Source organism: Rhodococcus sp. 14-2483-1-2, assembly GCF_002259405.1.
Taxonomy (GTDB): Bacteria; Actinomycetota; Actinomycetes; order Mycobacteriales; family Mycobacteriaceae; genus Rhodococcoides.
The window spans coordinates 127,865-139,756 of the sequence record NZ_NPFW01000002.1 but is presented as its reverse complement, the minus strand read 5'-3'; the positions used below and the strand labels follow the sequence as shown (position 1 = coordinate 139,756).

General features: G+C 66.9%; 11 protein-coding genes. 9 read left to right on the top strand and 2 right to left on the bottom strand.

Going from position 1 to position 11,892, the window contains the following annotated elements; all coding sequences use genetic code 11:
- Positions 1-8: 8 nt before the first annotated feature.
- Positions 9-869, bottom strand: a complete 861-nt coding sequence (locus CH295_RS00730) for a dienelactone hydrolase family protein (RefSeq protein WP_037188269.1) — start codon at positions 867-869, stop codon at positions 9-11.
- Between the two features lie 100 nt (positions 870-969).
- On the opposite strand from CH295_RS00730, the gene glmS reads away from it, so the two are divergent.
- The 8 genes from glmS (at position 970) to tsaD (ending at position 9,328) form a co-directional block, all read left to right on the top strand.
- Positions 970-2,832 (top strand): glutamine--fructose-6-phosphate transaminase (isomerizing), encoded by a 1,863-nt coding sequence (glmS, locus tag CH295_RS00725; protein ID WP_037188267.1) that lies wholly within the window; start codon positions 970-972, stop codon positions 2,830-2,832.
- A gap of 8 nt (positions 2,833-2,840) precedes the next feature.
- Positions 2,841-4,274 (top strand): NAD(P)H-hydrate dehydratase, encoded by a 1,434-nt coding sequence (locus tag CH295_RS00720; protein WP_094739482.1) that lies wholly within the window; start codon positions 2,841-2,843, stop codon positions 4,272-4,274.
- A gap of 80 nt (positions 4,275-4,354) precedes the next feature.
- On the top strand, positions 4,355-5,557 hold the full coding sequence (alr, locus tag CH295_RS00715) for an alanine racemase (protein ID WP_179274863.1): 1,203 nt from the start codon (positions 4,355-4,357) through the stop codon (positions 5,555-5,557).
- A 3-nt stretch (positions 5,558-5,560) separates the two neighbouring features.
- Positions 5,561-6,580, top strand: coding sequence for an alpha/beta fold hydrolase (locus CH295_RS00710; RefSeq protein ID WP_037188263.1), 1,020 nt, complete (start codon positions 5,561-5,563; stop codon positions 6,578-6,580).
- The gene (tsaE, locus tag CH295_RS00705; protein ID WP_094739481.1) at positions 6,573-7,082 is read left to right on the top strand and encodes a tRNA (adenosine(37)-N6)-threonylcarbamoyltransferase complex ATPase subunit type 1 TsaE; all 510 of its coding nucleotides are present in this window, start codon (positions 6,573-6,575) and stop codon (positions 7,080-7,082) included. The genes CH295_RS00710 and tsaE overlap by 8 nt, the downstream gene beginning before the upstream one ends.
- Positions 7,083-7,134: 52 nt before the next feature.
- Positions 7,135-7,806 carry a tRNA (adenosine(37)-N6)-threonylcarbamoyltransferase complex dimerization subunit type 1 TsaB gene (gene tsaB / locus CH295_RS00700; RefSeq protein ID WP_094739480.1) on the top strand — a complete coding sequence of 224 codons (672 nt, stop codon included), beginning with the start codon at positions 7,135-7,137 and terminating at the stop codon, positions 7,804-7,806.
- Entirely contained in the window at positions 7,803-8,294 is a 492-nt protein-coding gene (gene rimI / locus CH295_RS00695) for a ribosomal protein S18-alanine N-acetyltransferase (RefSeq protein WP_502694455.1), read from the top strand. Before tsaB ends, rimI begins: the two co-directional genes overlap by 4 nt.
- A complete protein-coding gene (gene tsaD / locus CH295_RS00690; protein WP_037188255.1) occupies positions 8,291-9,328 on the top strand; it encodes a tRNA (adenosine(37)-N6)-threonylcarbamoyltransferase complex transferase subunit TsaD in 1,038 nt (345 codons plus the stop codon). Before rimI ends, tsaD begins: the two co-directional genes overlap by 4 nt.
- Here the strand turns inward: tsaD and CH295_RS00685 are convergent.
- Positions 9,313-10,965, bottom strand: coding sequence for a DUF7159 family protein (locus tag CH295_RS00685; protein WP_094739479.1), 1,653 nt, complete (start codon positions 10,963-10,965; stop codon positions 9,313-9,315). The two genes, tsaD and CH295_RS00685, sit on opposite strands and share 16 nt — an antisense overlap.
- Positions 10,966-11,498: 533 nt before the next feature.
- Between CH295_RS00685 and groES the strand changes: the two genes are divergently transcribed.
- On the top strand, positions 11,499-11,798 hold the full coding sequence (gene groES, locus CH295_RS00680) for a co-chaperone GroES (RefSeq protein WP_008718149.1): 300 nt from the start codon (positions 11,499-11,501) through the stop codon (positions 11,796-11,798).
- Positions 11,799-11,892 lie beyond the last annotated feature (94 nt).

Below are 11,892 nucleotides of genomic sequence, written 5' to 3'. Positions count from 1 at the left end.
AAACGGGACTAGCCCCGGCCGAGCAGGGCCTTGATCGACGCGGACGCCTTGGGCTTGGGCTGCGCGTCGAGCGGCGCGTGCGGATCGACCGCTCTGGTTCCGTCGATCTCACCTGCCGATCCGGCCAACTCCTCGTAGTCGGAGTCACCTGTCAGGTGGAACAGCAGAAACGCGGTGAGTACGGCACGGGTGCGTTGTTGGGTCTTGCGGTCGGGCTTGTTGATGCCCAGTGCGCCGAGGATCCGCCTGCCTTCGACGAATCCGTCTGCCGTCGAGCCGTCGATTCGTCGGAGCACGGACGGTCCACGCCAGGACTGGGCGAGAGCGAGTGAGTTGTCGGTGAGCGAATCGGCGTTCGAGTTGTCGCCGACGACGAGCCCGGGGATGGCAAGTCCGGCGGCTGCCTCCTCGGACGACGGTGCCGTCGGTGCCGGGAACAGTGCGGCTACGGCCTTGATGTCCGCTCGCCGAGAGGCTGCGAGAACAGCGGTCCCGGCACCCATCGCGTGGCCTGCTGTGGCGAGTTTGTCCGGATGCACGCTGATGTTGCCGGGGCCGAGACGCACGCCGGTCATGATGTCGAGCACAGTGCCCAGGTCGGTCGCGAGTCCGCGGTGCGAGGGTACGAGGCCGCGCTCGGTGTCCGGTGCCGCAACCACGATGCCCCAGGACGCCAAGTGCTTCAGAGTGTCGGTGTAATGGCTGGGACGCAGCATCCAGCCGTGTGCGAAGGCCACGCCGGGCAGGCCGAAGCCCTCGGCGGGGGTGTAGACGACACCGGGTTGCCCGGCGAGGGCCAGGTCGCCTCGGAGCACCTTGTGCGGGCCGCGCTTGGAGAGAGCAGATGCCAGCTTCTTCGGTTTCGCCACGAGAGATGACGCTACCGAACTGCGGCGCGTCAGGGGGACACCGGACACGGCAACCCGAGCGAATGGGTCGTGCGCGCCCCGCCGAGTACCCTGATTGTCCATGTGCGGAATCGTGGGTTACGTCGGCCACCGCCCAGCTCTGGGTGTGGTGGTCGAAGCGCTTCGGCGTATGGAATATCGGGGCTACGACTCCGCTGGCATCGCAATTCTGGACGGTGCGGGAGCGACAGCCGTCGAGCGCAAGGCAGGTCGACTGGCGAATCTCGAAGCCGAATTGGACGACATCGGCACCGATACATTCGTCGGCACGACCGGCATGGGCCACACCCGGTGGGCGACGCACGGCCGTCCCACCGATCGCAACGCCCATCCCCATCGGGACGCGTCCGGCACGGTCGCCGTGGTCCACAACGGCATCATCGAGAACTTCGGTCCGCTGCGTGCCGAACTGGAAGCGGTCGGGATCGAGTTCCTGTCCGATACCGACACCGAGGTCGCAGTGCACCTCGTCTCGCGTGCCTACGCCGAGGGTCCGACCGCGGGCGACTTCGTGGCCAGCGCCAAAGCTGTTCTGCGTCGTCTCGAGGGTGCGTTCACTCTGGTGTTCACCCATTCCGATCACGCGGACACGATCGTCGCGGCTCGTCGCTCCACGCCCCTGGTACTCGGTGTCGGCGAGGGCGAAATGTTCCTCGGGTCGGACGTGGCTGCCTTCATCGAGCACACGCGCGACGCCGTCGAGCTCGGCCAGGATCAGGTCGTCGTCATCACCGCCGACGGCTACGACATCAGCGATTTCGAGGGCAACGAGGCGCAGGGGCGTCCGTTCCGAATCGACTGGGATCTGGCAGCCGCCGAGAAGGGCGGCCACGACTACTTCATGCTCAAGGAGATCCAGGAGCAGCCCGCCGCTGTGGCGGACACGTTGCTCGGTCACTTCGACAACGGTCGAATCGTGCTCGACGAGCAGCGACTGTCCGATCAGGAACTGCGCGACGTCGACAAGGTGTTCGTCGTTGCCTGCGGTAGCGCGTACCACTCGGGCCTGCTTGCCAAATATGCGATCGAGCACTGGACCCGGTTGCCGGTCGAGGTGGAACTGGCCAGCGAATTCCGTTATCGCGACCCGGTTCTCGATCGTTCGACCCTCGTCGTGGCCATCTCGCAGTCCGGCGAGACCGCGGACACCCTCGAAGCCGTTCGGCACGCCAAGGATCAGAAGGCGCGTGTTCTCGCGGTCTGCAACACCAACGGCTCGCAGATTCCGCGGGAGGCCGACGCCGTCCTCTACACGCGGGCCGGTCCGGAGATCGGCGTCGCGTCGACCAAGGCCTTTCTCGCCCAGGTGACCGCGAACTATCTGGTCGGTCTGGCGTTGGCGCAGGCTCGCGGCACCAAGTATCCCGACGAGGTCGCCCGTGAATTCGCCGAACTCGAAGCGATGCCCGAGTTGGTGCAACGGGTGCTCGAGACTGTCGAGCCGGTTAGGGCGCTCGCGCGAGAGCTCTCGACGGCCACGACGATTCTGTTCCTCGGCCGACACGTCGGCTATCCGGTTGCTCTCGAAGGTGCGCTCAAGCTCAAGGAGCTGGCGTACATGCACGCGGAGGGCTTCGCGGCCGGCGAGCTCAAGCACGGTCCGATCGCGCTCATCGAGGACGGTGTGCCGGTGATCATCGTGATGCCCTCGCCCAAGGGTCGGGCGGTGTTGCACTCGAAGATGCTGAGCAACATTCGCGAGATCCAGGCGCGTGGTGCGCGAACGGTCGTCATCGCCGAAGAGGGCGACGAGGCAGTGCGGCCTTTCGCGGACAACTTGATCGAGATCCCGGCTGCGTCGACGCTGCTGCAGCCGTTGTTGTCGACCATCCCACTGCAGGTGTTCGCCGCCGAGGTGGCTCAGGCGCGCGGCTACGACGTGGACAAGCCGCGCAACCTGGCCAAGTCCGTCACCGTCGAATAGCGCTCGGCATGCGCGGCTACTACACACCCGAGCAGATTCGGAATGCGGAAGCGCCGCTACTGAATTCCCTGCCGAACGGCGTTCTCATGCGTCGCGCCGCCTATGGTTTGGCCGCTGTGGTGGCAGCCGAGCTCACGGTGCGCACGGGCGGCGTCGCGGGACGCCGCGTGACGATTCTGGTGGGCACGGGAGACAACGGCGGCGACGGTCTGTGGGCGGGGGCGTATCTGCGTCGACGCGGTGTCTCGGTGTCGGCTCTGCTGCTCGACCCGACGCGGGTGCACGCCGAGGGCCTCAAGGCCCTGCGATCGTCCGGCGGACGTGTGGTGACTCGGTGCGGACCGGCGGACATCGTGGTCGACGCCATCGTGGGGATCTCCGGCAAGGGCCCGCTGCGGCCCGATGCTGCTGCGGTGGTCGAGCGGATCACCGCCCCGATCGTGGCCGTGGACGTTCCCAGTGGAGTCGATGCGGAGACCGGTGCCGCGCCGGGGCCGGCGGTGACGGCCGAGGTGACGGTGACGTTCGGTGCCCGCAAGCCGGTTCACGTGCTGGCCGTACCTCGGTGTGGCCGAATCGAACTCGTGGACATCGGCCTGGATCTGCCGGCACCTGCGATGGCGTCGTTCGAGCCGTCCGACGTCGGACGGGTGTGGCCGATCCCGTCGGCCTCGGACGACAAGTACTCGCAGGGCGTGGTGGGTGTCCTGGCCGGTAGTGCCACGTTCCCCGGTGCCGCACTGCTCTGTGTCGGTGCGGCGGTCGCGGCCACCTCCGGAATGGTCCGCTACGTGGGAAGCGCAGGGGCAGAAGTCGTTTCGCACTGTCCGGAGGTCGTTGCCGCCCCGGACCTCGACGCGGCGGGAAAGGTGCAGGCGTGGGTGGTCGGTCCCGGTTTCGGCACCGACGAGGATTCGGCGGAGATCGTGCGTCGAGTGCTGGAGACGGATCTGCCGGTCGTCGTCGACGCGGATGCGCTCACGATCCTCGCACGCAACGAACGCTGGGTCGCCGGACGCACCGCACCGACTCTGCTGACCCCGCATGCCGGGGAGTTCGCGCGCCTGACCGGATCCGACCCCGCACCCGACCGAGTGGGATCGGTTCGAGATCTCGCCGCGCGTTGGGGCGTCACCGTTCTCCTCAAGGGGCGAGCGACGATCGTCGCCGATGCGGACGGCACCACGTTCGTCAACGATGCCGGGGGATCGGCTGCATCGACCGCCGGTTCGGGCGACGTACTGTCGGGCATTCTCGGGGCGCTGCTCGCGTCGGGAATGGCACCGTCCACTGCGGCTGCCTGCGGCGCGAAGGTTCACGCACTGGCCGCGGCCCGTGCGGCTCACGGATCGGACGGAGAGTTCGCAGCGCCCATTTCTGCGAGTCCACTGTGTGAGTCCATCCCAGACGCCATCCGGACCGTGCGCTCGCTCACAGTCTGACCGTGGTCGTGCGTGGCCCACGTCCGATGCCGGGTGTGTCACGAGTTGTGGCACCCTGATCCGTCGTATCGGCGGCTCGGATGGCACTATCGAATGTTGTGAGTATCGGCTGCGGCGACGAGAGGACCGATCCTCGGACGGGTTCGGGTGCTGTGGCGTCCGTGGACCTCGACGCAGTGGCTCACAACGTCCGCGTGTTGCAGCGGTTCGCCGGGGACGCCGCCGTGATGGCGGTCCTCAAGGCAGACGGATACAACCACGGTGCCGTCGAGGTCGCACACGCCGCAGTGGCAGCCGGTGCACAGGAGCTCGGCGTCACCACCATCGGTGAGGCCCTCGAACTCCGCGCTGCGGGTGTGACGGTCCCGGTGTTGGCGTGGTTGCACCGAACGGACTCCGATTTCGCTGCGGCGATCACCGGGCAGGTAGGGATCGGGGTGTCCACGGCGGCCCAGCTCGATGCTGTGGTCGAAGCGGCACGCCGAGTCGGTTCCACCGCTGATCTCTCGCTCAAGATCGACACCGGACTCAATCGCAACGGGGTCCCGGAATCGGATCTCGATGCAGTCCTGGACGGTACGGCGGCCGCCGTCGCGGAGGGAACTGTGCGGTTGACGGGAATGTTCTCGCATCTGGCCTGCTCCGACGAACCGGGGCACCCCGCCAACGACGCCCAGGCCGAGCGGCTCCGCGACGCGGTGCGGCGCGCGACCCGGCGCGGAACGCCTCCCGCCGTCGTGCACCTGTCCAACTCTGCAGCCACGCTGACCAGACCCGATCTCGGTTTCGACATGGTCCGCCCGGGTATTGCTCTGTACGGCTTGTCGCCGGTGCCCGAGCTGGGAACGTTCGGGTTGCGCCCGGTCATGACGCTGTCGGCGCAGGTGGCGAACATCAAGAAGGTGAGCGAAGGTGAATCTGTGTCCTACGGCTACACCTGGACCGCTCCTGCCGACACCGTGGTCGCACTCGTCGCTCTCGGATACGCCGACGGGGTCGTTCGCCGCCTCAGCGGGCGGTTCGAGGTGACCATCGCAGGTCGTCGCTATCCCTCGGTGGGGCGAGTGTGCATGGACCAGTTCGTCGTCGATCTCGGTGGTGACCGCTCGGGTGTCGCGGTCGGCGACGAGGCGCTACTGTTCGGATCAGGGGACAGGGGAGAGGCGCACGCTCAGGATTGGGCGGATGCGCTCGACACGATCAGCTACGAAGTCGTCACCGGCGTTCGTGGACGCGTCCGACGACGGTTCGTCGGCGCTCGCGTAGGGGAGGCGACGGTCTAGATCATGCTCGGATTGCTGGAGAGTATTGCGATTGTAGTGCGGGAGACGGCGTTTCGGTCCAACAAGGATCCGTTGGCCACCGAAAACCTCGACCTGATGGATGCCGATCGCGGCAGTATCGTCACCGCGGACGACGGTGTACCGCTTGCGGTACGCGAAGTGGGTCCGTGTGACGCCGAGACCACCGTGATCTTCGTGCACGGCTACTGCCTGCGCATGTCGTCGTGGCATTTTCAGCGCCGCGCGCTCGAACAGCAGTGGGGTTCGACGGTACGCATGGTCTTCTACGACCAGCGCGGTCACGGACGTTCGGGAGTGCCGAGCCCGGAGAGCTGCACCATCGGTCAACTCGGCCTCGATCTCGACGCGGTGATTCGCTCGGTGGTACCCAAGGGTCGCATCGTTCTGGTGGGGCACTCGATGGGCGGGATGTCGATCCTGTCCATGGCGCGGCAACGATCGGACGTGTTGCGCCAGCGGGTCATCGGCGCAGTTCTGATCTCGACGACAGCGGCCGGTCTCGCACAGTCCGGGGTGGGTCGTAGTCTGCAGAATCCGGCGGTCGACGCGTTCCGGCTCGCGGTGCGGACCTCGCCCGGTTTCGTGCAGTTCGGTCGCGGTGCCGTGCGTGCGCTCATTTCACCGATACTGCGGGCGGCGTCCTACGGCACCAGGGTCTCCCCGCGGCTGGTGGCATTCTCCCAGTCGATGATCGACGACACCTCCGTCGTCACGATCGTCAACTTCCTCGAGACTCTCGAGTTGCACGACGAGTCCGAGGCCCTGCTGGAATTCGAGAACATCCCGGTGTCGGTGGTGTGTGGCGACGAGGACTGGATCATTCCGTTCGCCAGCTCGGAGGCTCTGGCTCGGGCCCTGCCGCGTTCGGAGACGGTACGTGTGCGCCAGGGTGGGCACCTGGTCCAACTCGAATTTCCCGAACAGGTCAACGGCGCGATTCAGCGGCTCGTGGCACGGGCGACGGAGGCCGCAGGCAAGAAGCGACGGTGGGGCGTTGTCTGACGAGCGGTTGACCTTGCCGGTGAACGTCGAATTGGTCACTGCCGCAGACACTGCCGAGTTCGGTGCACGGCTCGCCGACGTTCTGGTCGCCGGCGATCTGGTGATTCTCGACGGCCCGCTCGGGGCCGGAAAGACAGCGATGACCAAGGGGATTGCGGCCGGACTCGGTGTCCAGGGCCGCGTCACCTCGCCGACGTTCGTCATCGCCCGCGAGCACCGGGCCGGGTCACGGCCGGGTGGACTACCGCCGGTTGCGCTGGTCCACGTCGATGCCTATCGGCTCGGCATGACGGGGCAGTCGGCGGTCGACGAACTCGATGCCCTCGACCTCGATACCGACCTCACCGACGCCGTCGTTGTGGTCGAGTGGGGCGAGGGGTTGGTCGAGAAGCTGACGGACGGCCATGTGTCGGTGCGTCTGACGCGTGATCCGGATTCCGATGTTCGGCGCGTGACGGCGAAACGGGTGAACAGCGGATCGGATCCGCGAGAACGACGCTGACCGGGTACCGGGTGCGCGGCCGTATCCCTGGTGACGGGTAATCTGAAACATCGTGCTTGTACTTGCCGTCGACACCTCGACCCCCGCCGTCACCGCAGGTGTGGTGAGCCTGACCGAGCCCGGCGCCGGTGCAGTGGCCACGACCCTCGCCACACGGGTTCGGGTGGACGCGCGATCTCATGCAGAAATCTTGACGCCCAACATTCTCGAGTGCTTGGCCGAGGCCGGAATCACCGCGGCCGAGTTGGGGGCCGTCGTCGTCGGCGTCGGTCCCGGCCCGTACACCGGGTTGCGGGTGGGCATGGCGACAGCTGCGGCATTCGGTGACGCGCTCGGTCTTCCCGTGCACGGCGTCTGCAGTCTCGACGCCATCGCCGCAGATGTCTCCGAGCCCGGGTCCCTGTTGGTGGTGACCGACGCGCGCCGGCGCGAAATCTACTGGGCGCGTTACGAAGCCGGGATTCGGGTTGCAGGGCCCGACGTTGTCGCCCCGGCCGAACTGGATCGTGTCGGAGTCGACGCGGTCGCCGGATCGGCACCGCATGCTGCGGCATTCGAGCTTCCGATTCGTGATGTGCAGGCACCGTCTCCGGCCGGATTGGTCGCCGTTGCCGCTGCCGACATCGGCAGCGGGATCGTCCCGGGCCCGCTCGTCCCGTTGTACCTGCGTCGTCCCGACGCCAAGACGCTCGACGAGCGCGCCGCAGCGAAGGCTTCGAGGTGACGGTGTCGATCGAGTCGATGACGACGGCGGACGCTGCTCGGTGCGCGTATCTCGAGACCGTGCTGTTCCAGGGTGACGACCCGTGGGCGGAGGATGCATTCATCGCGGAACTGGCGGCGCCACACAATCACTACGTCACGGCGCGAGAGAACGGCGAGGTCGTCGGCTACGCAGGCATCTCCCTGCTGGGGCAGCCCAGTCGCGGCGCGTTCGTCGTCGGTGAGTCCGAGGTGCACACCATCGGTGTCGATCCGTCGCATCACCGCCGAGGAATCGGCGGGCGACTGCTCGACGAATTGCTCCGAGTGGCCGACGAGCACGGTGGGCCGGTCTTCCTCGAGGTACGTACCGACAACGAGCCCGCCATCGAGTTGTACCGACGCGAAGGGTTCGAGATCGTCGGTACCAGGGTCGGGTACTACCAGCCGAGCGGGGCCGACGCCTTCACCATGCGTCGGTCCGAGAAGACGGAAGGATCAGCCCGATGATCGTCATGGGTATCGAAAGTTCTTGCGACGAAACAGGAGTCGGGATCGTCCGGTGGGGCGGGGCGGGGACGTGCGAGCTGATGGCCGACGAGGTGGCCTCCAGCGTCGACGAACACGCGCGGTACGGCGGAGTGGTGCCCGAGGTGGCGTCGCGCGCGCATCTGGAAGCCATCGTGCCGACCATGCGGCGGGCTCTGGCGACCGCTGACATCGAGCGTCCCGACGCCGTCGCGGTGACGATCGGGCCGGGGCTGGCCGGGGCGTTGCTGGTCGGGGTTGCCGCTGCGAAGGCGTACGCCGCGGCCTGGGGCGTGCCGTTCTACGCGGTCAACCATCTCGGTGGCCACGTCGCGGTCGACACGCTCGAGCACGGCCCGATGCCGTCGTGCGTGGCGCTGCTGGTCTCCGGAGGTCACACTCATCTGCTGCACGTCGACGATCTGTCCCGGCCGATCGCCGAGCTCGGGACCACGGTCGACGATGCGGCCGGTGAGGCCTTCGACAAGGTTGCGCGGCTCCTCGGATTGGGCTATCCCGGTGGCCCGGCCCTCGATGATGCTGCGCGCGAGGGTGATCCGGCCGCGATCGCGTTTCCCCGGGGAATGACCGGTCCGCGCGATGCCCGTTACGATTTTTCGTTCTCCGGGGTCAAGACGGCCGTCGCTCGGTTCGTCGAGGCCAGGCATCGTGCCGGAGATCCGATTCCTGTCGCGGACATCGCCGCGTCCTTCCAGGAATCCGTCGCCGATGTACTGACGATGAAGGCCGTCCGTGCGGCAACCGATGTCGACGTCGACACGATCGTTCTGGGTGGGGGCGCCACCGCCAACTCTCGCATTCGTTCGCTGATCGAAAGTCGTTGCGCAGAGCAGGGTTTGACGCTGAGAATCCCGAAGCCGCGACTGTGCACCGACAACGGGGTGATGATCGCCGCACTGGGCGCTCACCTCGTGGCAGGCGGAGCCGAGCCCTCGGCGTTGACCGCCGTGACCGATCCCGGCCTCTCGGTCGCGACCAGTCAGGTGCCCGGCTGAGCGTCCTGCGTCGCCGCGGTGGTCGAGGACGAACGCGGAGCCGACGGCTCGGCTGCCGACAGTGGGTCCGTCGTGGATTCGGACACCTCGGGAGCTGCAACCGGCGGTGACCATACCGTCGGTGGTGCCGTCAGTTCCGGCGTGGGCTGCGAACCGCTCACATCGGTGGTCGGCACAGTGATCGATTCGGTCGGTACCGGAGTGAACTCGGGTGTGACCTCGGGCGTCGGACTCGGGACGATCTCGGTCGTATCGCTCGGGTCCGAGGGCTCGATCGGTTCGGAAGGCCGAACCGGAGTCGTGGTGACCGAGGTCGGCGGTTCCACCGGGATTGGGGTGGTGACGTCGGGTGACACTGGATTCGACGTGGGGTCGACCGGCCAGTCGATCCGCGGGAGGTCGGGTGCAGGCCGCAGCGTCGGGGTACTGGTCGGCGGAGCGGTGGTGGTGAACCGCGTCGACGATCCGGTGGCGTCGACCGACGTTGCCGTCGGGTCGGATCGATCGCCAGAAGTGAGTCCGGCCGTGGGCGGGGTCTCGTCGGGGGAGTAGCCCTCGGTGACCGGTGTACCGGAATCGTTCGACGCGGTCGCGGATCGGGCTGCACTTCCGGCCGGTGAGACGTCGGCATCGTCGGCAGGTGTCATGGTCTGCACACCGTAGGCCAGTACCAGTCCACCTGCGACGACGGCGGCCGCGATCGCGCCGGAGTATCGGCTCATTCGGCTTGCGGTGTTGCGCGTGGCCGAGACGAGTTGGTAGTCGCTGCCGACGGCCGATGCGGCGACGGCAGCAGCGCCGACGGCGAGAACAGCATCGGGTTCGGACAGTCGAACGACCGGGGCGTGGAACACGTCGGTGAGCGTGGCGGCGAGCAGGGGAATGTGTGCCCCACCGCCGATCAGCACGATGGTCTCGGGTTCGTGGGTGCTCTCGTCGAACACCCCGCGGACGAACTGCGCGGCGGTGTCGAAGATCGGGCTCACGGCGGCATCGAACGCGTCACGGGTGACCGCCAGCGGCATTCCGCTGTACCGCTCGATGCGGACCTCGTCCTCGCGGGAGAGTTGTTCCTTGATCGATCGGTACCGTGCAGACCCGATTCCGCGGTCGTCGCGGATGTCGTCCCGAAGGTTGTCGCGGGTCATGTCCTGCACGAGGTTCTTGACGAGCACGTCGAGTGCGTCGCCGCCGACGGCGTCCGATCGGCCGTGCGCCAGTACCTTGTCGGTGGTCCGATCGGTGACGGTGACCGACATGCCCGAGGCACCGAGATCGACCAGCGCGATCGAGTCGTACCGATCGATCAGGCCGGTGGTCGCCAGGTGCGCGGACGCGGCTGCGGACTCGGGCACCAGTCGGACATCGCGGGTGGTGTGGGCCAGCGCTGCGCGAATACCCGCAGCGTGCTCCTCGGTGCGGTAGGTGACGGCGATCGCGTCGGGGGCCCGGTGGCCGGGGATGAGCGAGGCCATGAGTTCGATGGCCGAGGTGACCAGATCACCGATGTCGGTGTTCGCTTGGCGATCGGTCGAGACGGTGCGGTACTCCACCGTGCGACTACCGTCGGTGTCGACGGTGACGAGGGCTGCGCACACGACCTCGGATCCGGTGGATATGCCCACTCCTACCCGCATGCTGCACCTCCCGCCCCTGTGTGTCCGTCAGGAATCGACTGCTCTGTGTGCCGTGTCGCGGCACAGCTGTCGATCGTTATCGTTCGGACAGCTTCGTTATCGTAACGTTACTTCGCGGTCCGGCGCGAACGTAATATGCCGCTCGGTCGGTTACTCGCCGAGTGTTCATGGCCTCTCACCAGTGCGTACGGCGGTGTCGCGGATGCCGGGAAAACGGCGAGAAAAGACTCCGGTGTTCGGCGTTTCGGACCCGAATTCGCCCGATTTCGGATCTCCGCAGTCGAGCAGGACGGTGCGTGATCAGTCTCGTGCGCACGCGCGCAACCACCGCGTCGCGAACCTGGCGAACCCAGCCCTTGAGTGCTGGCACTCTCGTGTATAGAGTGCTAGTTGGCACCGAGCGAAGTCCCGGCACCCGCGACGACGGGAACGAGTTCAGGCCGTGATTGTCAGAACCGCACGAGAAGTACTTACACACAGCTGTCCGGGGATCCGACCCCGGACGCGTACCCCATAACTTTGGAGGGCTCAACGTGGCGAGCGTGAAAATCAAGCCGCTCGAGGACAAGATCCTCGTCCAGGCCAACGAGGCCGAGACGACGACCGCCTCCGGTCTGGTCATCCCCGACACAGCCAAGGAGAAGCCCCAGGAGGGCACCGTCGTCGCCGTGGGCGAAGGCCGTGTCACCGAGAAGGGCAACCGCATCCCGGTCGACGTCAAAGAAGGTGACACCGTCATCTACAGCAAGTACGGCGGCACCGAGATCAAGTACGCCGGCGAGGAGTACCTGATTCTGTCGGCACGCGACGTGCTGGCTGTCATCGCCAAGTAGGCCACAACGCATCCCGCCCCGGTATCCGATTTTCGTGTCGGTCCCGGGGCGGTGTGCGTTCGATCGAGTTTCTTTACTCGAAGGAGTAACACCG